27 protein-coding genes and 2 tRNA genes are annotated in these 26,725 nt (G+C 41.0%); 19 read left to right on the top strand and 10 right to left on the bottom strand.

Annotation, left to right across the window (positions count from 1 at the left end; translation table 11 throughout):
* Nucleotides 1-30: 30 nt before the first annotated feature.
* From SANK73390_RS10765 to lolB, 8 genes are all read right to left on the bottom strand, one after another.
* Nucleotides 31-115 (bottom strand) — tRNA-Leu (locus tag SANK73390_RS10765).
* 48 nt (nucleotides 116-163) lie between these two features.
* Nucleotides 164-240 (bottom strand) — tRNA-Met (locus SANK73390_RS10760).
* 210 nt (nucleotides 241-450) lie between these two features.
* The gene (gene ychF, locus SANK73390_RS10755) at nucleotides 451-1,542 is read right to left on the bottom strand and encodes a redox-regulated ATPase YchF (RefSeq protein ID WP_261595138.1); all 1,092 of its coding nucleotides are present in this window, start codon (nucleotides 1,540-1,542) and stop codon (nucleotides 451-453) included.
* Nucleotides 1,543-1,588: 46 nt separating this feature from the next.
* Complete coding sequence (pth, locus tag SANK73390_RS10750; protein ID WP_462766029.1) at nucleotides 1,589-2,173, bottom strand: aminoacyl-tRNA hydrolase; 585 nt, start codon at nucleotides 2,171-2,173, stop codon at nucleotides 1,589-1,591.
* A 19-nt stretch (nucleotides 2,174-2,192) separates the two neighbouring features.
* Nucleotides 2,193-2,810 carry a 50S ribosomal protein L25/general stress protein Ctc gene (locus SANK73390_RS10745; protein ID WP_462766028.1) on the bottom strand — a complete coding sequence of 206 codons (618 nt, stop codon included), beginning with the start codon at nucleotides 2,808-2,810 and terminating at the stop codon, nucleotides 2,193-2,195.
* Between the two features lie 165 nt (nucleotides 2,811-2,975).
* Nucleotides 2,976-3,923: a ribose-phosphate pyrophosphokinase gene (locus SANK73390_RS10740; protein WP_261595135.1), complete on the bottom strand. Its 948-nt coding sequence runs from the start codon at nucleotides 3,921-3,923 to the stop codon at nucleotides 2,976-2,978.
* A gap of 80 nt (nucleotides 3,924-4,003) precedes the next feature.
* Nucleotides 4,004-4,852, bottom strand: a complete 849-nt coding sequence (ispE, locus tag SANK73390_RS10735; protein ID WP_462766027.1) for a 4-(cytidine 5'-diphospho)-2-C-methyl-D-erythritol kinase — start codon at nucleotides 4,850-4,852, stop codon at nucleotides 4,004-4,006.
* 1 nt (nucleotide 4,853) lies between these two features.
* The gene (gene lolB, locus SANK73390_RS10730; protein WP_462766026.1) at nucleotides 4,854-5,438 is read right to left on the bottom strand and encodes a lipoprotein insertase outer membrane protein LolB; all 585 of its coding nucleotides are present in this window, start codon (nucleotides 5,436-5,438) and stop codon (nucleotides 4,854-4,856) included.
* 83 nt (nucleotides 5,439-5,521) lie between these two features.
* On the opposite strand from lolB, the gene hemA reads away from it, so the two are divergent.
* The 13 genes from hemA to SANK73390_RS10665 all read left to right on the top strand — a co-directional run bounded on the left by hemA (nucleotide 5,522) and on the right by SANK73390_RS10665 (nucleotide 17,412).
* The gene (hemA, locus tag SANK73390_RS10725) at nucleotides 5,522-6,778 is read left to right on the top strand and encodes a glutamyl-tRNA reductase (protein ID WP_462766025.1); all 1,257 of its coding nucleotides are present in this window, start codon (nucleotides 5,522-5,524) and stop codon (nucleotides 6,776-6,778) included.
* A gap of 7 nt (nucleotides 6,779-6,785) precedes the next feature.
* Nucleotides 6,786-7,871, top strand: coding sequence for a peptide chain release factor 1 (prfA, locus tag SANK73390_RS10720; RefSeq protein ID WP_261595131.1), 1,086 nt, complete (start codon nucleotides 6,786-6,788; stop codon nucleotides 7,869-7,871).
* Between the two features lie 2 nt (nucleotides 7,872-7,873).
* On the top strand, nucleotides 7,874-8,728 hold the full coding sequence (prmC, locus tag SANK73390_RS10715; RefSeq protein WP_462766024.1) for a peptide chain release factor N(5)-glutamine methyltransferase: 855 nt from the start codon (nucleotides 7,874-7,876) through the stop codon (nucleotides 8,726-8,728).
* 34 nt (nucleotides 8,729-8,762) lie between these two features.
* Complete coding sequence (locus tag SANK73390_RS10710; RefSeq protein WP_462766023.1) at nucleotides 8,763-10,313, top strand: DUF3369 domain-containing protein; 1,551 nt, start codon at nucleotides 8,763-8,765, stop codon at nucleotides 10,311-10,313.
* An 11-nt stretch (nucleotides 10,314-10,324) separates the two neighbouring features.
* Nucleotides 10,325-10,699: a SirB2 family protein gene (locus SANK73390_RS10705; protein ID WP_462766022.1), complete on the top strand. Its 375-nt coding sequence runs from the start codon at nucleotides 10,325-10,327 to the stop codon at nucleotides 10,697-10,699.
* A gap of 187 nt (nucleotides 10,700-10,886) precedes the next feature.
* Nucleotides 10,887-11,696, top strand: coding sequence for a tetratricopeptide repeat protein (locus SANK73390_RS10700; RefSeq protein ID WP_261595127.1), 810 nt, complete (start codon nucleotides 10,887-10,889; stop codon nucleotides 11,694-11,696).
* Nucleotides 11,697-11,719: 23 nt separating this feature from the next.
* The gene (locus SANK73390_RS10695) at nucleotides 11,720-12,970 is read left to right on the top strand and encodes a DUF819 family protein (RefSeq protein ID WP_462766021.1); all 1,251 of its coding nucleotides are present in this window, start codon (nucleotides 11,720-11,722) and stop codon (nucleotides 12,968-12,970) included.
* Nucleotides 12,971-12,982: 12 nt separating this feature from the next.
* Nucleotides 12,983-13,837, top strand: a complete 855-nt coding sequence (gene kdsA, locus SANK73390_RS10690; RefSeq protein ID WP_462766020.1) for a 3-deoxy-8-phosphooctulonate synthase — start codon at nucleotides 12,983-12,985, stop codon at nucleotides 13,835-13,837.
* Between the two features lie 57 nt (nucleotides 13,838-13,894).
* On the top strand, nucleotides 13,895-14,788 hold the full coding sequence (locus SANK73390_RS10685) for a transcriptional regulator GcvA (RefSeq protein ID WP_261595124.1): 894 nt from the start codon (nucleotides 13,895-13,897) through the stop codon (nucleotides 14,786-14,788).
* The gene (locus SANK73390_RS10680) at nucleotides 14,788-15,417 is read left to right on the top strand and encodes an alpha/beta family hydrolase (RefSeq protein ID WP_462766019.1); all 630 of its coding nucleotides are present in this window, start codon (nucleotides 14,788-14,790) and stop codon (nucleotides 15,415-15,417) included. Before SANK73390_RS10685 ends, SANK73390_RS10680 begins: the two co-directional genes overlap by 1 nt.
* Nucleotides 15,410-15,778 (top strand): DUF423 domain-containing protein, encoded by a 369-nt coding sequence (locus tag SANK73390_RS10675; protein WP_462766018.1) that lies wholly within the window; start codon nucleotides 15,410-15,412, stop codon nucleotides 15,776-15,778. Before SANK73390_RS10680 ends, SANK73390_RS10675 begins: the two co-directional genes overlap by 8 nt.
* A gap of 12 nt (nucleotides 15,779-15,790) precedes the next feature.
* Complete coding sequence (gene rlmM / locus SANK73390_RS10670; protein ID WP_462766017.1) at nucleotides 15,791-16,876, top strand: 23S rRNA (cytidine(2498)-2'-O)-methyltransferase RlmM; 1,086 nt, start codon at nucleotides 15,791-15,793, stop codon at nucleotides 16,874-16,876.
* Nucleotides 16,877-17,046: 170 nt separating this feature from the next.
* Nucleotides 17,047-17,412 carry a cupin domain-containing protein gene (locus tag SANK73390_RS10665; RefSeq protein ID WP_261595120.1) on the top strand — a complete coding sequence of 122 codons (366 nt, stop codon included), beginning with the start codon at nucleotides 17,047-17,049 and terminating at the stop codon, nucleotides 17,410-17,412.
* Nucleotides 17,413-17,477: 65 nt separating this feature from the next.
* On the opposite strand, the gene SANK73390_RS10660 is transcribed toward SANK73390_RS10665, so the two are convergent.
* Nucleotides 17,478-17,876, bottom strand: a complete 399-nt coding sequence (locus SANK73390_RS10660; RefSeq protein ID WP_462766016.1) for a hypothetical protein — start codon at nucleotides 17,874-17,876, stop codon at nucleotides 17,478-17,480.
* 330 nt (nucleotides 17,877-18,206) lie between these two features.
* On the opposite strand from SANK73390_RS10660, the gene SANK73390_RS10655 reads away from it, so the two are divergent.
* Nucleotides 18,207-19,040: a LysR family transcriptional regulator gene (locus SANK73390_RS10655; protein WP_462766015.1), complete on the top strand. Its 834-nt coding sequence runs from the start codon at nucleotides 18,207-18,209 to the stop codon at nucleotides 19,038-19,040.
* 135 nt (nucleotides 19,041-19,175) lie between these two features.
* On the opposite strand, the gene srmB is transcribed toward SANK73390_RS10655, so the two are convergent.
* On the bottom strand, nucleotides 19,176-20,408 hold the full coding sequence (srmB, locus tag SANK73390_RS10650; protein WP_261595117.1) for an ATP-dependent RNA helicase SrmB: 1,233 nt from the start codon (nucleotides 20,406-20,408) through the stop codon (nucleotides 19,176-19,178).
* A gap of 68 nt (nucleotides 20,409-20,476) precedes the next feature.
* Here srmB and SANK73390_RS10645 point away from each other — a divergent pair, with 68 nt between their 5' ends.
* The 5 genes from SANK73390_RS10645 to SANK73390_RS10625 all read left to right on the top strand — a co-directional run bounded on the left by SANK73390_RS10645 (nucleotide 20,477) and on the right by SANK73390_RS10625 (nucleotide 26,724).
* Nucleotides 20,477-21,178 carry a tRNA1(Val) (adenine(37)-N6)-methyltransferase gene (locus tag SANK73390_RS10645; RefSeq protein WP_462766014.1) on the top strand — a complete coding sequence of 234 codons (702 nt, stop codon included), beginning with the start codon at nucleotides 20,477-20,479 and terminating at the stop codon, nucleotides 21,176-21,178.
* Between the two features lie 226 nt (nucleotides 21,179-21,404).
* Nucleotides 21,405-22,685: a GTP cyclohydrolase II RibA gene (gene ribA, locus SANK73390_RS10640; protein ID WP_462766013.1), complete on the top strand. Its 1,281-nt coding sequence runs from the start codon at nucleotides 21,405-21,407 to the stop codon at nucleotides 22,683-22,685.
* Nucleotides 22,678-24,141 carry a hypothetical protein gene (locus SANK73390_RS10635; RefSeq protein WP_462766012.1) on the top strand — a complete coding sequence of 488 codons (1,464 nt, stop codon included), beginning with the start codon at nucleotides 22,678-22,680 and terminating at the stop codon, nucleotides 24,139-24,141. Before ribA ends, SANK73390_RS10635 begins: the two co-directional genes overlap by 8 nt.
* A 14-nt stretch (nucleotides 24,142-24,155) precedes the next feature.
* A complete protein-coding gene (locus SANK73390_RS10630; RefSeq protein ID WP_462766011.1) occupies nucleotides 24,156-25,991 on the top strand; it encodes a WD40 repeat domain-containing protein in 1,836 nt (611 codons plus the stop codon).
* The gene (locus SANK73390_RS10625; protein ID WP_462766010.1) at nucleotides 25,984-26,724 is read left to right on the top strand and encodes a hypothetical protein; all 741 of its coding nucleotides are present in this window, start codon (nucleotides 25,984-25,986) and stop codon (nucleotides 26,722-26,724) included. Before SANK73390_RS10630 ends, SANK73390_RS10625 begins: the two co-directional genes overlap by 8 nt.
* The last annotated feature ends 1 nt before the right edge of the window (nucleotide 26,725 follow it).

Here is a 26,725-nt window from a genome sequence, read left to right as displayed (position 1 = left end):
AACAATTACTCCAACTTCTAAATTAGAAGTTGGTGCGGAGGGAGAGACTTGAACTCTCACACCCGAAGATACTGGAACCTAAATCCAGCGCGTCTACCAATTCCGCCACCCCCGCATTAAATCACAAAAGCTAGAACGATGAGTTTGGTAGTAAATAAAAACATGGTGGCTATGCCCTGATTTGAACAGGGGACCCCATCATTATGAGTGATGTGCTCTAACCAGCTGAGCTACATAGCCATCTATTTTTATTTCTCATCATCGCTGATGCGGGGCGTATTATGCTGATATGGCCCAAACACGTCAATACCTTTTTTACAAAAAACTGCTCTTGGCGGTTTGTTTGCGGATTAAATAGCCGAATTGGTCACGTTAATGTCATTGCTAGTTGCTATTTTAATCAATTTAATAAAAAAGGGCCATTAGGCCCTTTTATTATTTAATGTGGTTTTAAACATTAAATAAGAAGTTTAATACATCACCATCTTTTACGATGTAATCTTTACCTTCTTGGCGGAATTTACCCGCATCCTTGGCTCCATTTTCACCACGATATTGAATATAGTCATCAAAAGCAATGGTTTGAGCACGAATAAAGCCACGCTCAAAGTCAGTGTGAATTTTACCAGCCGCTTGTGGTGCAGTTGCACCTACAGGAATGGTCCATGCACGAACTTCTTTAACGCCTGCGGTGAAATAGGTTTGTAGCTTCAATAACTCATAACCGCCACGGATCACTAAGTTTAGACCTGGTTCTTCAAGTCCTAAGTCTTCCATAAATTCCAGCTTATCTTCGTCATCAAGTTCTGACAGTTCTGCTTCGATAGCTGCACAGACAGGAATGACAACGGCATCTTCAGATGCAGCAATTTCACGTACTTTATCTAAGAATGGGTTGTTCTCAAAGCCATCTTCATTTACGTTTGCTATGTACATTGTTGGTTTAATGGTTAAGAAGTTTAAGCTCTTGATTGCTTCTTTTTCTTCTTTTTCCAATTGTAATGAACGTAGTGTCAAGCCTTCGTCTAAATGAGCTTTTACTTTTTCAAGCACCTCATTTTGGAATTTGGCTTCTTTATCGCCGCCTTTTGCTTTTTTTGCATTTCTTTGCACAGCACGATCTGCGGCGTCCATATCAGCCAAAACAAGCTCAGTGTTGATAACATCTATATCATCAGCAGGGTCGATAGTACCTGCGACGTGTACGATATTTTCATTTTCAAAACAACGGACTACATGGCCAATCGCATCAGTTTCACGAATGTTGGCTAAAAACTGGTTACCTAGGCCTTCACCTTTTGATGCACCTTTAACCAGACCTGCAATATCAACGAACTCCATCGTTGTAGGTAAAATACGCTGTGGGCTAACAATCTCTGCGAGTTGCTCGAGGCGATTATCTGGAACAGGTACCACGCCAGTATTTGGCTCGATAGTACAAAATGGAAAGTTTGCGGCTTCGATACCCGCTTTAGTTAATGCATTGAAAAGGGTAGATTTACCAACGTTAGGTAAACCAACAATGCCACATTTAAAACCCATAGTTTTGAACCCTATTTTAACTCAGATAAACGCGATAAATTTTTGATCACGGTTTAAATGAATGTAGTCTGTTTTGTGCTTTTAACACACCGTCTTTTGCTAAAATTTCCATGCAACGAACTGCCTCATCAACTGCAGCTTCAATTTTCTCTTGGTCTTCTTTAGGCGCTTTTCCTAGCACCCAGCCAGTTACTTTATCTTTGTGGCCCGGGTGACCAATACCAATACGTAAACGCATGAATTCTTTGCTGTTAGCCATTTTAGCAATAATGTCTTTTAAGCCATTATGGCCACCATGACCACCGCCTTTTTTCAACTTAGCAATTCCCGGTTCTAAATCCATCTCATCATGTGCAACAAGAATATGTTCTACCGGTATTTTATAAAAATTAGCTAGGCTACTCACCGCTTTACCACTTAAGTTCATATAAGTAGTTGGGATCAAAAGTTTAAATTCTTGATTATTGATGAGTATTTTACCAGTTAGGCCATGATGTTTGGCATCTGGTTTTAATTGGCAGCTGTAGCGTTTGGCGAGCTCGAGAATGAACCATTCACCAGCATTGTGACGTGTGTTTTGATATTCGGGGCCTGGATTAGCCAGGCCCACAAGCATTTGAATATTGCTCAAGGTGCTTACACCTCAATTATTATTCAGCAGCGTCTTCGTCAGTTGCTTCTTCTGATGCAGAACCCTTAGGTGCATTTAAAGTAACAACAGCTTGGTCATGGCCTTCACCTTTACCAAGTTCAACTGATGCAACACCAGCTGGAAGAGTGATGTCAGAAAGGTGAATAGTTGCACCTACTTCCATTGCAGCTACATCGATTTCGATGAACTCAGGTAGTGCTGCTGGTAAACATGTTACGTCGATTTCAGTAACTAGGTGAGCAACAGTGTTACCGCCTTTAGTTGCAGCTTCTTCGTTTAAGAAGTGAACTGGTACTTTAGTGTGGATCTTATGGTTAGCATCTACACGTTGAAAGTCTAAGTGAGTAACTTTAGGCTTAAATGGGTGACGTTGAATGTCTTTTAAGATTGCTTCAACAGACTCGCCAGCAATGTTAAGCGTAAGGATGTGGCTGTAGAAACCTTCATCTTCTTGTGCTTTTATTACTTTATTGTGCTCTAGAGTAAGCGCTAACGCTTCTTTATCAGCACCGTATAAAATTGCTGGTACTTTGTCTGCACGACGTAGGCGGCGGCTCGCACCCGTACCCAAGTCAGCACGTACTTCTGCATTCAATGTATATAATTCGTTAGACATAATGTTTCCAAAAATTTAATTAATGTTTAAGGTGCTCGCGACCAAACACCCTACCTAAAAAGGCGCGCTACTATACCATTGCCGGTGAATAAAGAAAACATAGAACCACAAAAAAAGCACCCTGGGGTGCTTTTTGCGTTTTACATCGATGTAGTCACACTGTAATTAGTGTTGGAACATCGCTGAAATAGACTCTTCGTTACTAATACGACGAATAGTTTCAGCTAGCATATCAGCAAGCGTAAGTACTTTGATATTGTCTAAAGCACGTAACTCATCTGACAATGGAATTGAGTCGGTAACAATAACTTCATCAATCACGGAGTTACGTAAGTTTTCAGCTGCTGCACCTGAGAGTACAGGGTGTGTAGCATAAGCGAATACGCGTTTTGCTCCGTGCTCTTTAAGTGCTTCAGCGGCTTTACAAAGCGTACCACCGGTGTCAATCATGTCATCAACGATAATACAGTCACGACCAGCAACATCACCAATAATATGCATAACTTGTGACACATTTGCTTGTGGACGACGTTTATCAATAATAGCAAGGTCGGTGTCATCAAGTAACTTTGCAATGGCACGGGCACGAACTACACCACCAATATCCGGCGATACGACAACAACATCTTCAAATTCACGTTCTTTCATGTCATCTAACAGTACCGGGCTACCAAATACGTTATCAACAGGAACGTCAAAAAATCCTTGGATTTGTTCAGCGTGAAGATCAACCGTTAAAACACGGTCAACACCAACGCTAGATAGGAAGTCAGCAACAACCTTAGCAGTGATTGGAACACGGGCAGAGCGCACACGGCGGTCCTGACGAGCATAACCAAAATAAGGGATAACAGCGGTAATACGACCCGCAGAGGCACGACGTAATGCGTCGACCATAACGATAAGCTCCATAAGGTTATCGTTTGTTGGGGCACAAGTTGACTGGATAATGAAAACATCCGATCCGCGTACGTTTTCATTGATTTGTACGCTGATCTCGCCGTCACTAAAACGACCAACAACAGCATCACCTAATTCAATGAATAAACGTTTTGCAACTTTTTGAGCTAACTCAGGTGTTGCGTTACCAGCGAAGAGCTTCATGTCAGGCACGGTAGGGTTCCTCAGGCACTGAATTTTTGGACTAACATGCAATGACAGAGTCAAAACAGGCTAACTTAAACAATTTACTTCTACATTTTAAGCCAATTATCTAGTTGCATATGCGCAACTGATATATTGGAACTTGGGGCTATAAACCCTTGCCAGTATGACGGTAATGAACTGAGCACACGCTGTGCTGCAGCTGCTGAATCAAATTCAACAAAACAACACGCTCCGGTTCCCGTCATACGAGACGGCCCGTATTTTAGCAACCACCCTAGGGTCTTTTCAACCTCGGGGTAGAGCTTTTTAACCAAAGTCTCACAATCATTGCGGGTATTTGACAGTTTCCAGTCAGTTGTAAGCTTCTTTGTGTCCCTAGGTAAGTCAGGGTGAGTAAATACCTTTTTAGTACTAACATGGACATTTGGAAATACCACACAAAACCAACGTTTCTCTAGGGTTACGGGCATTAAATTTTCACCAACACCCTGCGCTAATGCGGTTTTTCCATTGATAAAAACAGGCACGTCAGCACCTAATTTTAGGCCAATTTGAGCCAATTTTTGATTGCTTAAATTACATTGCCATAATTGATTAATCGCTAATAATGTTGTTGCTGCATCTGATGAACCACCACCAACACCTCCACCCATGGGCAAGTTTTTGGTTAATGTGACGCTGATACCTTTTTGAATTTGTTTATAAGGTTGCAGCGCCATAATTGCTTTGTAAATTAAGTTATCTTCTAAAGGAATATCCGCTGTATCGCCGATGATATTGATGCAATCTTGTTCATTAAGGCGAAAAGTCAACTCATCACCAAACTCTAAAAAGGTGAATAGCGTTTCGAGTTCGTGATAACCGTCAGCTCTTTTTGCATTGATATGTAAAAATAAATTAAGTTTGGCTGGCGCCATAAGCGTTAAAGTGGTCATATTAAAATTGCCATGAATTGAGCTGAACTTTTATTCGTAAGGTTTTATGAGATAGATTCATACGAGTGGGTAGCCACATGCCATCTACAAGTGAGAATTGTTGATATTGAGCTTGCCATAGCTGGCCTTGTTGATCAATCCAAGTACTTTTACTTAGGCGGCTTTGTTCATCATATTGGTTATTCGGGTTATCTACCATACCTGTAAGCCAAGTAGGTGCTTGAGCGATAGGCAAATCTAAGCCAGTGAGACGTTTTACTAATTGTTGACTGTCGGCGTCAACATAGGTCTTGCCGTCATGCTGCAGTTCACTGTGTTGTGCTAATTCTGTAAGCGATAATATGCGTGTGCCAATGAAACTCGTCAGGATAAGCTGCTGCTTATTATTTTTGTATTGCCAATTAAAGTTCGCAGATTGGCGTTGTGTATCACTGATAAAAGCTAATTTACCATTTGCTTGCCAGCTTGTTTGTTCCTTTAATGAGGCTCTCCAATCACTAGTTTGTGGCTGTGGAGGCGAGATTTTCTGCGCACATCCAGTAATAAATAAAAAAAACATGAGCAAAATCAAGTGAAATCGTGTCAAATGATGTTCCTTACTTTCCATATTCGATTGATTTTTGGTAAAATTGCCAACTTTAAAATAGGGCGCGGGCAATTCTGGCATCTATGACTATCATAGCACTAGGTATAAATCATAAAACTGCATCAGTAGAATTGCGCGAGAAAGTCGCTTTTTCACCTGAGCAATTATCTCAAGCTCTTATTGATCTTGCGCAACAAGCTCAATTCAAAGAAACAGTGATTGTATCAACCTGTAATCGTACCGAAATCTATTGTAGCCTTGAGCATGAGAATTCCCAAGTGCTTCTTCAGTGGCTTGCATGTTTTCATAATATAGATGAGTCGCAATTGAGCGATAATGTATATGTCCATCATAACCAAGATGCCATAAATCACTTGATGCGTGTAGCCTGTGGGCTTGACTCATTGGTGCTCGGCGAGCCACAAATTTTAGGTCAAATTAAGCAAGCTTATAATAGTGCCAAACAGCATCATGGAATAAAGCCAACTTTTGAGCGTTTGTTTCAAAAAACATTTTCTGTTGCCAAACAAGTACGTACTGAGACTGATATTGGTGCAAGCGCGGTTTCTGTTGCATATGCGGCCGTAAATTTGGCCAAGCATATATACGGTCAGTTAGATAAAACCCGGGTGTTACTTATTGGTGCCGGTGAAACGGTTGAACTTGTGGCAAGGCATTTGTATCAGCATCACCCTAAGTCGATTACGGTTGCTAACAGAACTATTGAACGAGCTCAAGGCTTAGCAAGTGAAGTGCAAGGCCAAGTGATATCTCTTGCGCAATTGCCAGAAGAATTACACAAAGCAGATATTGTGATCTCCTCAACCGCTAGTACGTTGCCAATTATCGGTAAAGGGGTGGTTGAACAGGCGCTTAAACAGCGCCGCCATAAGCCTATGTTGTTTGTTGATATTGCAGTACCGCGCGATATTGAAAGCCAAGTAAGTGAGTTAGATGCCGCTTATTTGTATTCAGTGGATGACTTGCAAGCCATTGTTAGCGAAAATATGGCAAGCCGAGAACAAGCAGCACGTCAAGCACAAGCTATTATAGAACAAAGAACGCGAGAGTTTGCCCAATGGCAACGCTCGTTAAAATCTGTTGATGTAATTGTTCAATACAGAGACAGTGCCCAGCAAATTAAAACAGAGTTGGTTGAAAAAGCACTCAACCAACTAGAATCAGGCAAGCCTTCAGAAAAGGTGTTGCTAGAGTTGGCTAATAAATTAACTAACCGTTTAACTCACGCCCCGACAAAAGCGATTCAACAAGCCGCTAAGTTGGGAGATTTTGAGCAGTTAGCACAACTTAAACAAACATTAGGAATTGAGCAGGAATAATACGTTAATGAAAGAGTCCGTATATCGTAAATTAGAGACCTTAGCTGAGCGCTATGAAGAAGTGCAAGCAATGCTAAGTGATCCAGAAGTAATTGGTGATCAGAACCGTTTTCGTACACTATCAAAAGAGTACTCAGAACTTGAAGATGTTGTAAAAACGTTTGCTGCCTATCAACAAGCTCAAGAAGATGTAGCAACATCAGAAGAAATGCTAAAAGATTCAGATCCTGATATGCGCGAAATGGCCCAAGAAGAGTATAAAGAAGCAAAAGCGGCGATAGTGCAGTTAGAGGATGACTTGCAGGTATTAATGCTACCTAAAGATCCAAAAGACAGCAACAACGTGTTTCTTGAGGTCCGTGCCGGTACGGGTGGCGATGAAGCGGCTATTTTTGCTGGAGACTTATTTCGCATGTACAGCCGTTATGCTGAAACTCAAAAGTGGAAGGTAGAAGTAGTCAGCACCAATGAAGGTGAACACGGTGGCTATAAAGAAGTGATAGCAAATATCAGTGGTGATGGTGTTTACGGAAAGCTAAAATTTGAATCTGGTGCGCACCGAGTGCAGCGAGTACCTGAAACTGAATCTCAGGGCCGTGTACATACTTCAGCATGTACGGTTGCAGTAATGGCGGAAATCCCTGAAGCTGAAGCAATTCAAATTAATTCGGCAGATTTAAAAGTTGATACATTTAGAGCATCAGGTGCTGGTGGCCAGCACGTCAATAAAACAGACTCTGCTATTCGTATAACTCACATCCCTACAGGGGTTGTGGTTGAGTGTCAGGATGAGCGTTCACAGCATAAAAACCGTGCCAAAGCTCTATCCGTTTTAGGCGCACGTTTGCAACAAGCTGAAGATGAAAAACGCCAAGCTGCAGAAGCATCAGAACGTCGGAATCTGGTAGGTAGTGGCGATCGCTCAGAACGTATTCGTACTTACAACTACCCACAAGGGCGTATTACAGACCACCGTATCAATTTGACTTTATATCGCTTGAATGAAGTGGTGGCAGGCGAGCTAGGAGCAATTATTGATCCATTATTGCTTGAACATCAGGCTGACCTACTCGCGGCGATGGGTGACGATTAATCGTGTCATTATTTAATGTTGCCGAGGCTGTTGCTTGGGCAACAAAAATACTCAATAAAACCTCACCAAGTCCTAAACTAGATAGTGAGGTTTTATTGCTACACAGTCTCGATAAGCCACGCAGTTACTTATTTGCTTGGCCTGATGCGTCACTTAACGAGTCACAGCAAGAACATTTTGAAGCGTTGATAGCAAGGCGACAAGCAGGTGAACCCGTTGCACACATTGTTGGAGAAAGGGAGTTTTGGAGTCTCCCTTTAGAGGTTAATGCAAGTACCTTAATTCCTCGTCCAGACACTGAAACTTTAGTAGAACATGCATTGACGCTTACCTTACCATCAGTAGCAAAAGTGCTCGACTTGGGCACCGGAACAGGCGCAATTGCATTAGCCCTTGCATCTGAGCACCCGAACTGGCAAATAAGTGCTTTGGACTACTCAGTGGATGCTGTTGCCCTTGCAAAACGAAATCAGCAAAAACTCGGTTTAAATAATGTCTATATAAAACAAAGTAATTGGTATCAGGCTGTAACTAATGAAAAGTTTGATCTGATTGTGAGTAACCCACCGTACATAGAGAGTGATGATCACCATTTGTCTCAAGGAGATGTAAGGTTTGAACCGCTTACTGCGCTTGTGGCTGATGATGAAGGGATGGCTGACATTAAAACGATTATTGCTCAAGGTACTGAACACCTAAATCATGGCGGTTATTTGTTAATTGAGCATGGGTATAGGCAAGCTGCTAAATTGCAGCAGTATTTTGCACAAATGGCGTATAGCAATATACTTACAATTAAAGATATGGCAGGCTGTGATCGTGTAACTCTAGCTCAATGGCTAGGGAAGTCCCCATAATAATTAAATTGATGTGCACTTAAAGGATCTCTATATGGATGATTTTTTGTTTTCTGATGAACCGAACGAAGTCATTGAGCCGGAAAGCAGCGGTAAGTGGAAAGTGATCATCGTTGATGATGAACCTGAAGTCCATGCAGTGACTAAACTTGCGCTGAGTGATTTTGAATTTCAAAAAAAGCGATTAGAGTTTTTAAGTGCGTATTCTGGAGAAGAAGCACGAAAAGTGATCAAAGAGCACCCCGATGCTGCCATTGTATTACTTGATGTGGTAATGGAAACCGATGATGCAGGTTTGCAGGTTGCTAAATTTATCCGTGAAGAAGCAAAAAACAACCATATTCGAATTATTTTAAGGACGGGTCAACCGGGGCAAGCGCCAGAGCGGCAAGTTATTGTTAATTATGATATCAATGATTATAAGTCAAAAACGGAATTGACAGCTCAGAAGTTATTTACGGTTGTGATGTCTAGCTTGCGCTCTTACCGTGATATTCTTGCTATCGAACAATCCCGCCAAGGTTTAGAGAAGATAATCTGTGCATCGCGAGATATTTTTGCGACTCACTCAATCGAGCATTTTATTCAAGGCGTAATGCAACAACTGACGTCTTTGTTAGGTACTGTTGATGAAGCAATGTATGCCACCTCGTTAGTAGCAAGTAATCAGTGTAGTAAGCAAAGTGGGCAGTTGGTAGTATTTACCGGTCGAGGCGAGTTTGAGCGCAGTGAAGGCAAACCAATTAGTGAGGTACTTACTTCTGATCAGCTTGAAGCTTGCAATCAGGCTCTTCAAGATAAAGGCATAGTATATAAAAACAACTATTTATTTGCTTATTGCTCCAGTGAATATAATCATAGTTCTATGCTATTTGTATCAGGGATCCCAGAGCATTTAACTGATACGCAAAAGCATCTTATAAAAATATTTTCACAAAATGTGCAGTTAGCTTATGAAAATGTACAATTACAAGCTGAGATTGAAAGTACTCAACAAGAGCTTGTTTATCGTTTAAGCGAAGCCTTAGAGCAGCGCTCTACAGAAACAGGGAATCATGTTAAACGTGTGGCCTATTTATGTGAGTTGTTTGGTAAATACAGTAAACTGAGTCACCATGATGTTGAATTACTTAGAATGGCATCACCATTACATGACGTGGGTAAAGTAGGTATACCTGATGCTATTTTAAATAAGCCCGGTAAGTTAGATGATAAAGAATGGGATGTAATGAAATCGCATACTTTAAAAGGCTATAAAATTTTACAAGACTCGCGGCGTGAGATAGTCAATGCCGGAGCAATTATCGCCAAAGAACATCATGAGAAATGGGACGGCAGTGGCTACCCTGACGGTAAAAAGGGCGAAGATATTCATATTTATGGCCGTATAGTCGCTTTGGCTGATGTGTATGATGCTTTACGTCATAAGCGCTGCTACAAAGCATCTTGGGGTAAAGAGCAAGCATTGGAGGAAATTAACAAGCAAAAAGGCAAACATTTTGACCCTAAGTTAGTTGATATATTAAATGCACATATCGATGATGTTGAAGGTATTTTGACGCGTTACCCTGATAAACCACAATAAAAAGAGATTTTATGGATTACATAGCAATAAAGCATACACACGTACTGTTTGCTGTTTTGAGTATTTTACTGTTTTTCACCCGTGCAATTTCTCGTTTGGCTACCGGAAAGATAGCGGCCAACAAAGGTGTATTTATCACCAGTCATAGTGTTGATACATTACTGTTAATATCGGCCGTCGCGTTATTGGCAATAGGTAAAATTAACCCAATTGACCAGCCGTGGTTGATTGAGAAAATCATACTTGTTGTTGCATATATTGTATTAGGTATAGTGAGTGCGAAGGCAAGTACTCGGACTTTGCAAGTTGGTACTTTGGTTGCTGTAGTTTTTTCTTTGTTAGGGATTGGTTATTTAGCAGGCACAAAATCTGCACTTATTTTATAGTTCAAATTCTTGTTTTAAATACATAAAAGCGCATGATTTAATGCGCTTTTTTTATCTTTGAGTTTCATAAAAATATATTCGATACAAATTTTTTCACACAAGCGCCACAGTATCACTATTTGGGTCTTTAACAAAAAGTGATAGACTAGTCCTTCGTTTATAGATTATGTGAGTTAATGCGGTATATATGACTGATATCTGGTTCGAAGAACAAGGTGGTAGTACAGAGTACATACTTCAAGATGCTTTGCTAAGATGTATCAAAGCTGAGTTGCACTGGGATGCGCAAGCCAAATTAGAAAACAGCTTTTGTCAGCTTGCAGAGTTTGAGTTGTCAGTAGATAGACTTTGCAGCCAGTATTCACAACAACATCAACGATTAGATAAATTATTGGATGCTTTTTATACCGATTGGCTGTTCAGTGGCAGTGATCAGAATATTCCAGAGCATTTACTCAATAGTGTTTGCTATACCTTAAATATGCGAAGTGGATCACCTACCTCATTGGCGTTAGTTTTAAGTCATTTGCTAAAGCGTGCTCAGTTTGATGCCAATATTGCTTTGAGCCAAGGCGAGGTTATGGTGCATGTAGCGATAAGTAATGATGAAGGCTACTTAGTCGATCCAAATAGCGGTCAACAAACTTGGTACATCATACCAGAGAACGAACAAGATAAAGACCAAGAAGAAGAGCCAACAGAGATAGTTACAGATGATGAAGCCGTCAAGTTGTATTTAGCACAGCAAAAGTGGGCATTTATTGCAGTAGATAAATTTGGTCATGCATTGAGCTGTGTTGAATTGTTGATGGACCTGATAGGTGATGACCCCTATGAGCGCCGCGACAGAGGCTATTTACTTAACCAGTTAAACTGTCCAAAAATGGCGAAAGCTGATTTACAGTTCTTCGTGGATGAATGCCCTGATGACCCTACGATTGAAATAATTGAGCATCAAATTTCAGAGCTTGCCGATCACAACAACATACTACATTAATAGTAACAATACAGAGGAACGGTATGTCACAAGGAAGCGCTTTAATTACCAATAATGCAGTTATATTGGGTTTGCTCGCACTTATTCTTGGTTTTGTTTTTTATACGTCTAATTTAAAGCAGGGCTTTTGGGCTAAGTTTTATAAGTATGTTCCCGCACTGTTAATGTGCTATTTCCTACCTTCTTTACTGAACACCTTTGGTATCGTTGATGGTAGTAATAATGATGTTTATACCGTAGCAAAATACTTCTTATTGCCCGCCTGTTTGGTATTACTCACTTTAAGTATCGACCTCAAAGCGATAATGGGGCTGGGTAAAAAAGCGTTAATTATGTTTTTAACAGGGACCGTTGGCGTTGTGATAGGTGGGCCCATTGCATTACTAATTGTAGCAACCGTGATGCCTGATTTGCTCGGTGTGGCAGGGCCTGATGCGTTATGGCGGGGTATGGCTGCATTGGCTGGAAGCTGGATTGGCGGTGGGGCAAACATGCTGGCCATGAAAGAGATTTACGGCGCTGGTGGCGAAATATTTACCATCATGGTCACAGTCGATATTGTAGTCGCTAATTTGTGGATGGCAGTCTTATTGTTACTCGCGGCAAGGCATAAAGAGATTGATGCGAAAACAGGGGCAGATACTCGCTCAATTGACCGTTTAATTGATAAGGTGCAGCAGTTTGAAGCCCAACATGCTCGAAAGCCAGAGTTGAGAGACTTGATGATTTTATTGGCTTTGGCGTTTGGAGCGACGGGGGTGGCACATTTTGCAGCTGATTTACTGGTGCCATTTTTTATAGATAATTACCCAGAGCTGAAAAAGTTTTCGCTGCACAGTAAATTATTTTGGATTATCGTTTTGGTAACGACTATAGGATTGGCATTATCGTTTACCAAGGCTAGACAATTTGAAGCCGTTGGGGCTTCTAAGGTTGGCGCGAGCTTTTTGTATATCTTGATTGCAACAATAGGCTTGCATATGGATATTGCAAAGATAATTGAAGCACCAAAATATATAGTCATAGGTGTAATTTGGATGGGAATTCATGTTGGCTTGCTATTTTTGGTCGCTAAACTCATCAAGGCCCCTGTATTTTATGTTGCGGTAGGTAGTAAAGCAAATATAGGGGGGGCTGCCTCTGCACCTGTGGTGGCATCGGCATTTCACCCTGCATTAGCACCTGTTGGTGTATTATTAGCAGTACTTGGCTATGCGTTGGGTACTTATATGGCGTGGCTCTGTGGGCAGTTACTACGCATTATTGGCAGTTAAGTTGGAAAAAAAATGAACACACAAACGATTAGTTTGGCTAACATTGAAATTGCAAATGATAAGCCATTTACACTATTTGGTGGAATGAACGTTCTAGAATCTCGTGATTTGGCAATGCGTATTGCAGAACACTATGTTGAAGTTACACAAAAACTAAATATTCCTTATGTTTTTAAAGCATCTTTTGATAAAGCGAATCGTTCGTCGATTAATTCATATCGTGGTCCGGGTATGGACGAGGGCTTGAAAATATTTGAGGAAATTAAGAAAACCTTTAATGTGCCATTAATCACCGACGTGCATGAACCACATCAAGCACAGCCAGTTGCCGAAATAGTTGATATTATTCAGTTGCCAGCATTTTTAGCACGACAGACAGATTTAGTCGTTGCTATGGCAAAAACAGGTGCGGTGATCAACGTTAAAAAGCCACAGTTTTTAGCACCGCATGAAATGCGCCACATTGTGAAAAAAATCAATGAAGCTGGTAACGAGCAAGTGATTTTATGTGAACGTGGTAGTAGCTTTGGTTATAATAACTTAGTCGTTGACATGCTTGGTATGGATGACATGAAGCATATGGCCCCAGTTATTTTTGATGCAACCCATGCATTACAACGACCGGGTGGCCGTAGTGATTCAGCTGATGGACGTCGTGCTCAGGCTGCAGAGCTTTCACGTAGTGGTATGGCACTGGGTTTAGCGGGATTATTTATTGAGGCACACCCTAATCCTAATGAAGCAAAATGTGATGGCCCTTGTGCTTTGCCATTGGCGAAATTAGAAGGGTATTTACAGCAAATGAAAGCAGTTGATGAGCTAGTAAAAAGCTTTTCTGAGCTTGATACTAGCGCGGCAGATTTATAAGCAAAACAGCAAGCGCATATTAATGTGCGCTTGCTAAATTTGTAAGGCTCTTTAGCTATGTCCAGAAGATTCCCCCCCTTAAATGCACTTAAAGCGTTTGAAGCCGCAGCTCGACATTTAAGTTTTACCAAAGCAGCAGAAGAGTTATATGTAACTCAAGCTGCAGTGAGCCATCAAATTAAGATTCTAGAAGAGCATTTGGGCCTTAAATTGTTTTTACGTAAAAACCGTTCTTTGTTGCTTACAGAAGAAGGGCAAGGCTATTTTCTGGACATCAAAGAAATATTCACTCAGCTTGTAGATGCTACTGAAAAACTACTGGCTCGTGGGGCTAAAGGGTCTTTAACGGTCAGTTTAACACCGAGTTTCGCGATTCAGTGGTTAGTCCCTCGGCTTAGTTTATTTAACGAACTACATCCAGAAATTGATGTGCGAATTAAAGCACAAGACCATGACGAAAATTCATTAACAGATGATGTTGATGTGGCAATATATTATGGACGTGGACACTGGAGTGGTGTGCAAACCCATAAACTTCATACCGAATACCTAGTGCCTTTATGTAGCCCACTATTACTTAATGGTCCAAAGCCGCTAGATCAACCAAGTGATTTGTCACAGCATACATTGCTTCATGATACAACTCGACGTGCATGGAAAGCGTGGATGAAAACCGCTGGCGTACGTAATATTCAGGTTAATCAAGGACCAATTTTTAGTCATTCTTCAATGGTTTTACAAGCTGCCGTACATGGTCAAGGTGTTGCATTAGGCAATAGTGTATTGGCTAAACCTGATTTAGACTCCGGGCGTTTAATTATTCCATTCAATCATGTGCTTGAGAGTAAGAATGCCTACTACTTAGTATTGCGCGAGGCGCAATCAGAATTAGGTAAAATCGTTTCATTTAGAGATTGGATGCTCAGTCTTGTTGAGCAAGAGCAACTGTAATGTCAATACACTGGTTTAGACCAAATCAACCGATTGCCCAATTAATTTTCGCCCATGGAGCCGGAGCAGGTTGCGATTCGCCTTTTATGCAAACAATGGCGCAACATTTATGTGATTTAAACATTCAAGTCGGGCTATTTGATTTTGAATATATGCAACAAGCCAAAGCGCTTGGTAAGCGTCGCCCACCAGAGCGAGCCCCTAAATTACTTGCTTATTTTGTCAAGCAACTAGCGCAAGCTGACAAGCAGTTGCCATTATTTATTGGTGGTAAGTCGATGGGGGGAAGAATGGCCTCAATGTTAGTTACACAAGGATTTGACTCTGTTAAAGGAGTGATTGCAATGGGTTACCCATTTCACCCTCCGGGTAAACCGCTCAAGCTGCGAACAGAACATTTTGTCGATATGCCTTGCCCATTTTTAGTGCTTCAAGGTGAGCGTGATACGTTTGGAACAAAGGCAGAGTTGTTAGCAATGCAATTCAAAAAAAGACCTGATTTTGTATGGTTTGCAGATGGTGATCACTCACTTAAGCCACGTAAGAAAAGTGGTTACCGTGAAGCTGAACATTTACTTGAAGCTGCAAAACATGCCGCCCAGTTTATGCAGGAATATAGTCATGATTAAGCTATTTTTACTCGCAGGAAGTATATTTTGTATGCTATCTGTTGCTCTTGGCGCATTTGCAGCTCACGGCTTAAAACGTCACCTAGATGAGTATGCATTAGGGGTTTTTAAAACCGCCAGTGAATACCAAATGACCCATGGCATTGCGTTGATTGCAGTTGCGCTATTAATGAAATGGGGCGTCAAAGTCAGTATGTCAGGCTGGTTTTTGATTGTGGGCATACTGCTTTTTAGCGGCAGTTTATACATATTAGCGATAACCGGTATTAAATGGTTAGGGGCAATTACTCCGATTGGAGGAGTATGCTTTATTGCCGCGTGGCTCGTTTTAATAGTCAAAATAAGCAAACATTCATTTTAAAAGAGAGCTCAAATGTCGAGTGTTGTAATTTATTGTCGTAGTGGGTTTGAAAATGATGCTGCTGCGGAAATTAACCACCATGCTGCTTTGCAAGGAGTTGCGGGCTATGTAAAGGCTAAACCAAATACCGGTTTTGTCACATTTGAGTGCTTTGCACCAAATGATGCCCAGTTGTTGATAAAAAAAATTAATTTTAAAAGCTTGGTATTTGCTCGCCAGTGGTTTGCTGGCACATTGCTTAATAATATGGATATTGAGGATCGAGTCAGTGCGGTTAAAAGGCAGGTTGATGACTTTCCACTTTGTGGTGATTTACGAGTCGAAACTCCGGATACCAACGAGGGAAAAGAGCTTTCAAAGTTTTGCAAAAAGTTCTCTACTCCATTGGCAAAAAGTCTAGAGAAGCACAATAAGCTGACAAGAGACTATAAGCCAGCAAAACCTGTGTTACATGTGCTGTTTTTAGCCAATGATACGGCTTATGTTGGGTATTCATTGAGTAGCAATAACTCACCGTTTTTTATGGGGATCCCGCGTTTAAGAATGCCCAGTGATGCTCCGAGTCGTTCCACTTTAAAATTGGATGAAGCGTTTAACGTATTCGTACCAAAAGAGCAAGCTGAGCAGCGTGTGCAATCAGGAATGAGAGCGGTTGATTTAGGTGCGTGCCCTGGAGGTTGGACTTATCAATTAGTGCGCCGTGGTATGTTCGTTGCTGCTATTGATAACGGCCCGATGAATGATGCACTCATGGAATCAGGGCAAGTAAAGCACTACACCGAAGATGGCTTTAAATACTTACCAGAAAAACGCAATATTACTTGGTTAGTGTGCGACATGGTTGAAAAACCTTTGAAGGTTACTAACTTAATGCTTGATTGGATAGTCAATGCTTTTGCTAAAGAGTTAATATTTAACCTAAAGCTGCCAATGAAAAAACGTTTTGATAGTGTGTATGAGTGCTTAACGCTCATTCATGAACAGTTGGCTAAATATGAAGTGGACTATGAGCTACAAGCCAAGCACTTGTATCACGACAGAGAAGAAGTGACGGTACATATTAAAGTTAATCGTGTGCCAGAGAAGTTATACAGCTAATACAAAGTAGCTCATTGTCGGGCTACTTACTCCCTCTTACTATTCATTTTACCCATTTCACTGCAAGCTTTTTGACTTATCTTACTTCATCACATTTAAGGATATGAAGGTTTACTTTCAGTGTGGGTGGTGTAATTATGGGTCCAGCTAACAGCCTAAGGAGAAAGCCCATGGATAAAATTAACCTAGCAGATAAGTTTTCACAGTTTGATGAGTACTGGACACCAAAAATAATTGCTGAATCGAATAATCAATTGGTGAAAATAGCCAAAGGTGAAGGGGAACTTGTTTGGCATAAACACGATAATGAAGACGAGCTGTTTATCGTGTTTAAAGGGCAATTAACTTTGCAATTAAAAACAGAAAATATTGTACTCAACCCCGGTGAAATGTACGTTGTACCTAAAGGTGTTGAGCATTGCCCAAAAGCCACACCTGATACCCATTTTCTGATGGTGGAGCCAGCCTCTACCGCACATACCGGCGAAGTGGATAGCGAACTAACTGTTTCACAAGAACAACAACAATGGATATAGTTGAATCATAATTACATGGTGAGTACTCACTTTATTAATTCACGGTGAAAGGTTTATGTTTGTCATCATGAATAAACCAATGTGCTGACATGTTCGCGAAAGTAATCAATTTGACCGTTTGATTCGTGAGAAATAATATAGGTTTGGCTATCAACGTCTTTTTGAGCTAAACCATACCAGAATGATTGACAAAATGTTGTGCAATACCAACCAGGCCCTAACGGTTGAGAATTTAATGATTTTATAGTGGTGCCTTTGGGAAAGATATCCTGACCTAATCGGGTCAGTAGCGTTATAAAATCAGCTTTATTTTTACACTGTTGCCAGCATGTATCTGCATCATCTTTATAATGATCAATTCTCAAATCAATATCTTCTGCAATAAATTCAAGTAGTGTCATATCCCCTTGCTCAAATAGATTTAATAACTGGTGAATTGCAATTGCACTATTTCGCTCATACATAGATTTTCTCTCTTATTTGGTTAGCCAAAAATGAACCCTTAACACCAACCTGCAATAATACTTAATCATTTTTAGGAACTAAATCTAACACTAGCTGCGCTATACATTTATCTCTTATAACAAAAGCATAGCGAAATACCTGCCTGGCTATCGATAAAGTTTCATGGTCTCAAAATAGATCACTTATTTAAGCGGGTTAGGATAAGTTCAATAATGTGAGTTATAAGGTATTTTCTATTTCAAAACCCTTATTCAAACTTGAGGTTAAATTAGCAATTACGTATCCATAGGTATAATATTGTTTATATTTTCAAGGTATAGATAAATTGTATGATAGAAATAAAGCCACTACGTTATTTTGTTGCCGCTTATGAAGAAGGCTCAATAACGGCAGCAGCATCACGTTGTTTTATCGCTCAGCCATCTATTACACATGCAATAAAAGCGCTGGAAACGACTTTAGGTGTCATATTATTTGAACGTACTAAGCAAGGTATTAAAGCAACAAAGCAAGGGCATATGCTTTATACACTAGCGTGCGATTTACTATTACAAAATCAACAACTCCACGCGGCGTTTGTACCTAGCAACAAAACTGAACTTTATCTCTATGTGCAGCCGGATATTAACATTGAACATTACGCAAATATCATTCGCTCTATTCAGCAAAGGGGTAATAACATTAGTCTTTCGATTGCAAGCTCTGTTGAGCAATCGCAATTAGCAATTATTGATGAACAACGTTTACCAACACAATTTAATAGTACTCAGCTTAATCAAGAGTGTTATCAACTATTGGTTCGACATGACCATAAACTTGCAAAAAATAAAAGGGTCACGCTCAATGATTTTAAATCATTTACATTTATTGAAAGACCATACTGCACTAATCGAAAAGAGTTTGAACGCCTGATCCATGTTAATAACATGCATATTACGTATAAAGGAAAAGCGATTCACGACCTTCAATTGCAAGGTTTGGTGAAGTTAGGTTTTGGAGTAGCTGTTATTCCTCAGTCTTATATTCCAAAGGATGATGAGCTGGCTACTATTCCTATTGCTTTGGATACGCCTATATCACGGTCGATAGTATTAGCCTATCGTAAACTACCGGCACAGCTGATATCGTTTATAGAGCAAGTAGTGAGCACAGATGGTATTTGAATACAATGAATATTGATAACTTAGAATAAGGAGTGATAAGCGTAATCGCCAGTAGCAAAAGGATATTGGTAAAGCATTGTAGAGACCACCGACGCTGGGCAGTCTCTAAAAATTTGTAACCTGAAATAGCCGAAGTTACTTCTTTTTCTTTTGCTTAGCCTTTAATTTTTTCTTGGCCTTGATTTTTACTGGATCTTTCTTTTTCTTAGGCAGCTTGGCTTCTTTATGTTGAGGCTCGACTCCTTTGATAATACGTCGCTTTAAGCCTTGTTCAGTATAGCGCTCTACTTTTTTCAAAATAGCGGCATCGTGCGCTTCAACTAATGAAATAGCGGTGCCTTTTTTACCCGCTCTCCCTGTACGGCCTATTCGATGAACATAAACATCAGCTGTACGTGGCATATCAAAGTTAATCACGTGGGTGATGTCAGGTACATCAATTCCTCTTGCAGCAACATCTGTCGCTATTAAAATACGTGTTTTACCACTGTGAAAGCTTGCCATAGCAGACATACGTTTATCTTGAGGCATTTCGCCACGTAGCCAAGTGGTTTTGATGTCATTGGTATAGAGCTCACCAACAAGTTGTTCTAGTCGCTCACGGGTTTTGACAAACACGATGGCTTTGTGTACTTCTTCATCATTTTTAAGAAGATGCGTAAGCATCGCGAGTTTATGCTTGTAATCGTCAGCTAAATGCACCCATTGGTGAATTTTCGCTTTTTCTTTACGTGATGACTCTGCTTCTAACAATGCTGGATCAGTTAGGATCCGCTCTGCAAATAGCTCTACACTGTCGCCCTCTAGCGTGGCTGAAAATAAAAAGCATTGACGGCGATTTTTAGCTTCATCACAAATGCGTAGCATTTCTTTTTTAAAGCCTAAATCCAGCATTCTGTCGGCTTCATCTAAAATAAGTAGCTCAACATTCTCTGCATGGAAGTTTTCAGTTTCTAGATATTCCATTAGTCGACCAGGTGTAGCTATCAGAATATCGTTATTTTTTTCAAAGATTTCTTTGTGGCTACCATAATTGATACCACCCGTTACCACCCCAATACGCAGGTGCGTATTAGTCGCGAGAAGCTGACATTGCTCATGTATTTGATAAGCAAGCTCTCGTGTAGGTGTCATGATAAGGACACGCGCAAAACCAGGATCTCTACGCGGAAAGTCAAGCAAGTACTGAACTGCGGGGATCAAGAAAGCGGCTGTTTTACCCGTTCCTGTTGGCGCCGAAGCTAAAATGTCACGGCCTCTTAGTGCTTCAGGTATTGCGAGTTGTTGAATGCTGGTGGCTGTTTCGTAGCCCATTTTGTCAATGGCGGCCAAAACTTTGCCATCGAGATCAAATTCAGAAAATTGCATAGCGCATCATAAATAAAGGACAATGAACGCAATTATACGCGCGATGTCTATTTTGGAAAAGGTGAATCATGTCTGGGTTTGAATTTAAACAATTTAAGGTACAACAATTGAACACGGCAATGAAGGTTTCAACCGATGGTATATTGCTTGGAGCTTGGGTAAATTTGCAAGAAACCAAGCATGTTTTAGATATCGGGTGTGGGACCGGATTGCTGTCTTTGATGTGTAAGCAGCGTAAACCAAGCCTCTATGTCGATGCCGTTGAAATTGATAGCGGCGCTATATCTGATGCGCGCAATAATATTGCACAAAGCCCTTGGCCTGATGTGCAATTACATCACACTGATATTCAGTCGTTTTCTGCAGCTATTAAATATGACTTAGTGATATGTAACCCTCCTTACTTCAATGACAGCTTAAAGGGACAAAATCAGTCAAGAAATATTGCACGTCATACCGATAGCTTGAGCTTTCAAGCACTGCTTGAGGCTTTTATAAAAGTCAGTCACCGTACGTCTAGATTAGTGTTTATCTTGCCATGTAAAGAGGCAGAGCAGTTTGTTGCTATGGCCAAGTCGGCTCAACTTTTCTTATTACGCCATGGTTTAGTATCTAGCACCTCTGAAAAAGCACCGACTCGTAGCCTAATGGAATTGGGTTTTTGTAAGCCACAAAGCCCTCAAGTACAGTCATTGTGTATTTATCAACATATGCGCAATTATAGCCCTGAGTATATTGCACTATGCAAAGATTTTTATTTAAAAATGTAACTAAATAGGGTGTAAGCCCATTACCTAAAACTCCTTCCACAATGCCATTAATACAGGTGTCATCGCGCCCTGTAAGCGGCTGTAATTTATTTTCTATTACTTTGAACTAAAGTCAAAGTTCATTGTTAAAAAAGTGTTTCGCAATCCTAATTTAAGTGTCGGGACTGTCAGAGCACCCCATGGCTGTGTGCAAGTTGCTGATGGGTAGATTAAAGGAGTAAGCGTTATGATTTTAACTGCTAGCACGACGTTACCAACTCAATTAGGCTCGTTCGATGTAAAGATTTATCGTAACGATAAAGGCGAAGAGATTACTGCAATATGCAAAGGTGAGTTGGAAGGTCGCCGTGATTTACCCGTTAGAATGCACTCTGCATGTTTTACTGCTGAGACATTGGGGTCGTTGAAGTGTGATTGTAAGCAGCAGTTAGACTTTGCGCTTGCTTACATAGAGCGCCATCAAGGCATGGTTATTTACCTACCTCAGGAGGGCCGAGGAATAGGGCTAAGTAACAAGATCAAAGCCTATGCATTGCAAGAGCAGGGCTATGATACGATAGAAGCAAACACCTTACTTAACTTACCAATTGACGCCAGAACTTATGACGATGCAGCGCAGATATTGCAGTTGCATAAGTTATCGTCAGTTCGCCTTTTGACTAATAACCCTGTCAAGATCAAACAACTAGAGGAGCTTGGGGTTAAAGTGTCAGGCAGGGTGCCAGTACCCAGTGATCCAACGTCACACGCGATTAGTTATTTAGATACCAAGCGACGTCAAATGGGACATATGCTGGGGTATTATCATTTACAGCCTCAAAATTGTGAAATAGTCGCAAATGATAGGCCTTTTGTGCATATTAACTTTGCGATTGATGGCAATGCTAATACTAGCTGCTCTAATGGCGATGCGTTGCCTGTATCTTGTAGTGCTGATTGGCAACGCGTACATGAACTGAGACAAAAATATGATGCGATAGCCGTTGGTGCAAATACGTGGCTTAACGATAATCCAAAGTTGACAGTACGAGAGGAAGTGCTTGGCCGAAAGCCTCTGCGTCAGCCTGATAGAGTTATTTTCTCGGGTAAAAAATCGGCTCTATTAAGAGGGCTAGATATAGATCAGCCAAATATACAGCGCTCGACTTTTTTAGTGGGTCAGCCAAGTAATGCGACTGCGAAGCATTTGATACAAATAAATACCCACAGCCATCAGTTAGCATTGCCATTGGCGCAACTTAGCAAAAATAAAGTCAGTAGTATGTTAGTTGAAGGTGGGGTGACGTTAATTAAATCGTTTATAGAGCAACGACTATTTGATCTTATTACTATTTATGTCAGAACATCGTCGATTTGTCTTGCTGTAAATATTGCCACAGAGGTATTAAAAGGTATTTATCCTGACCAAATAGAAGCGCAAGCTTTTGGTGATGGTATTTTGCTAAGTGTTACCCAACCTAAATTAAGCTGTGAAATAAAAGCCGTACAGGAGCTTGCATATGAGTAAGCTCATTTTTGGTTTGTTGACCCCCGATGGTGAGCAGCTAGATGAATTTCAAACGAAACTCAGAGAGTTCACAATCGCGTTTTCACGCTATGGATATCGCAAAGAAATAGTTGAGGCGTCGGATATAGAGCAGCTATTGATTATGGCAATAGCCAAAAACGCACAGTATTGCCTTATTCAGTCAGTAGGACATGTGATAGATGAGCAGTGGTATTTACCACACTGGCATCGTCAAGGTTTCCATCAAAGTATACAAAAACTGTGTGATTACAATGACTTTTTGATTGCAGGGCAGCTGTATTGTTCTGAAAACAATACGTTGGGCATTGAAACAAGCTGTATGCTGATTAACTTATCTCAATATAAAAAGTTGGGCCAGCCTTCGTTTGGTGAGATTGATTGGCAACCAAGGGAGGTACTCTGTGCAAGCCCTGCGCAGTCGTTGAGTGTACAGACTTTATGGCAGAAAAAAACTCAGCCTTGTGACATTCGGGGGTGGCAATTTATTCTGAGTAGTTACCAACATCAACTTGTTGTTAGAGCGTTCTCAGAAGACATCAATTACAACCGCTTTGATCTAAATGTATCGCAGAGTAATCAAGCTTTTGCCGCGCGTTTGCGTAACATCAATACCGCTTTTACAGGTGAGCCTAATTTAGCCGCAACACAGCAAACTTTTTTAAATCGTGCTCAAAAGCAAATCCAAAGCGCAAAAAAAGGCGTGTTTTTATTAAATATTGAATCATATGATGACGTTGATAATGAAGTAAAAGGGCAACCGCTTGATACGGTATTTAGTGTAGCTGCAGGGTTTAAAGCCTATCGTATTTTAGCTGCGCATGGTTTTCACGCAAGTAGTAAAGTTGTGTTATTTGATTACAGCAAACAGGCTTTAGCTGTGCGTCAATATATTGTTGAGCACTGGAATGGTGAAGACTTTACAGCATTTGTTAAACAGATATTTCAACAGTTTCCAGAACCCCACACCTTTTATCAACTATGGCACAACACCAATACAACTAATATTGACTGGCAGGATCTTGAGCGGCTTTGGCAAGCAGAGCTAACCCGTTGGGGCGGAGCCGATAATTTCAAAAAAATGTGGCAAAAGTTTAGCGCGCTAGAGCATCGTTTTATACATGTGGATCTATTGCAAAATAAACAGGTACTTTTCGATGAAATCACAATGTCGGGCAATAGTTACATTTGGTGGAGCAACGCTTTCTTTACTATTTATAGCCATTGGCACTTTAGTGCTGAACAACGCCACTGCATTTACGGCGACTGGGTGAATGCTTTGGCAACTGCTGCAGGCGAGTGCCGAGTTAATGGAGCTGACCATCATAACTGTGCTGTAAATGGGTTAACGGCATTAGCTTATAACCGGCTATTTCAAAAACAAACAGGGGGTGAGCTTAATCCCCAGCAATTGTCTTGCTTAGATATTCAATTTTAGAAAAGGAATGCGTTATGAAAGTGTCTGATACTTTTTTACATCATCGTGGTCCAGTTACTTGCGCTGTTCAAGTGGGCGACAGTAGTAAAATTATTACTTCAGGGTACGACAGTGCTATAGCTTTGTTTGATATAGATACTGAGGAAGTTGAGCTACTAGGCTACCACGAACATTTAGTAAATCGAGTCACAGTCAATAAAGCAGGCACTATCGCAGCAAGTACCTCATCTGATTACAACGTGTATTTATGGAACTTAAAAGACAAAAGCTTAAAAATGGTACTTAAAGGCCATGCAGATGATGTAGAAGATTTTGTTTTTATTGATGAGCACTTAGGTGCTTCAGTGTCTAGAGATTGGCGAATTATTGTTTGGGATTTACAGACAGGTGCGATACAGCGCGTCATCTTGGGTCATCAAAAAGATGTGCTGTCAATTAATTATTTTGACGGCAAGTTGTATACATCTGGAGATGATATGACATTGCGTGTATGGGATATTGAAACGGGTGATCAACTTGCCAAGATAGGCCCATTTACTACGGAAACTGATAGCTGTGCGATTGATGAATTAAATCACCGATTAGTGCTTGGCTGTGATGACGGCTTAGTACGTGTTTTTGATCTGACTACCCATGCACTTGTAGCCCAGTTAGCGGGTCATAGCTCTGCCATTAAAAAAGTAGCGGTTTCACCCGTTAATGGCGATATTCTATCGGCTGCTTATGATCAGCGTATTTTGATTTGGGATAATCAAAACTTTTCGCAGCGTCAGCAACTAGAAAGTAAAAGCACGCTATGGGAGCGCTCTTTTAATTGGTCGTCAGATGGTCAGAGTGTGCTGGCAGGCAGCTTTGATGGCACAGTATTTGTTTGGGATGTACACACAGGGAAATGCACACACCACCTAGGAGCAAACCATGCACGGGGCAATGCTTGCTTTAATGATGTTTCCTCTAAAGGAGATGAGTCAATTGTGGCAGTCAGCGATGACGGTATTGTTCGAATTGGATCACTGAGCATAGACCAAGCACAGTGGCATATTCAGTATGCGCCTCAAACAGGGCGGGTTTTGATGAATGCGGTTCACTTTTGTCCGCAAATGCAAAAAGTGATCACGGGGGCACACAATCAAAGCTTGTATTTATTTGAGCGTACCCAGCAGGCGCTGCATGAGCAAGCCTGTGTCACTTTAAATGAAGGGCCCATCAATACTATTGTGACAGCACAGCATGACGGGTTTGAAGGTGACTTATTCGTGGCTTGCTACAGTGGCAAAATTGCCCACTTAGCCAGTGATGGTAGACAAATTAATAAAATTACGGCCCATGATAATGCAGTGAAAGCTTTAGCGCTTCACCCAACTAAGGCGCTAGGCGTGAGTTGTTGTGCTGAAGGGGCATTAGTTAGTTGGGATTTTGCAGGTAATATTCTCCAGCGTTATTTGGGGCATACAGCTATTATTGATGACGTTGCGATAGACCCTTGTGGACAATTTGTTGCAAGTGCGGGGCGCGACTTTATTTTGAAGGTGCACGGCATTGAAGATGGCAAGCTATACCACTGTATTCATTTAGGGCAACGCTCGCCAAAGAGTATGTTATTTCTGAGCTCAGAGATTGTCATTGTCACAAATTACTGGGGGGAACTTTTAAAAGTCGACCTTAGTAATGGCGAGATACAACGAAATACGATTGCAAAAAATGGCATTAGTGCAGTTGTGCGCCATGGTGAGTATTTGGCTGCAGCCTCTTATGATGGTGCTATTTATTTGGTTGACCCCAAATCGCTCGCGACTGTTAATAGTCTGCGCTCAATGATGCAAAAAGTTTTAGAGCCAGCTTATGTGTAGCGATAACCCTGCTCGTTTCGTGATTTTAGCTGCGCCTCGTAGTGGCAGTAATATGCTTGCTAGCATGCTGCACTCTCACCCTGATATTTTGTGTCATCACGAAATTTACAATCCAAATGGCCTTTTTTACGCATTATCTTTACGAGGCAGCCATTTTCGTTTGGCTGATAGTTTGGAGCACCGAGATAAGCAACCTTTAGAGTGTCTTAAGCGACTTTGGCAAAGCAGTTTAGAGCACAAAGCTGTCGGCTTTAAAATGACACATTGTCAAAACGAGCGGGTATTTGAGCATGTGTTATCAGATAAGCGGGTAAAAAAAATACTCTTGGTTCGCAACAATCAGCTTAAGGTGCATGTTTCAAAGTTGATAGCGCAGCAAAGTGGTGTATGGGAAGAGTATAGTGCTTTGCCACCTGCTACACGTTGTCAGGTTAAGGTGGAGCTTGAGCATCTTGAGTCAGATATAACCTTTAATCATGCTTACTACCAACATATTCGCAGCATATTGAGCTCCTCAGGACAAACTTGGTGTGAAGCAGAGTATGAAGCACTAAAGACTGCTTCGCAGCAAATGGCGATATTACAGTTTCTTGCTATGCGTGAGTTACCTTTAATGGCGCAAAGTCGTAAACAAACACCCAAAGACTTGCGCAAGGTTGTGACTAATTACCAAGAGTTGTTACATCAAAGTACACCGTCAATTCAGGCGCAACTGACAAGCATAGATAATTAAT

The organism is Pseudoalteromonas sp. SANK 73390 (assembly GCF_054966645.1).
The sequence above is the reverse complement of the archived record's forward strand: the minus strand, read 5'-3'. Positions and strand labels throughout refer to the sequence as shown.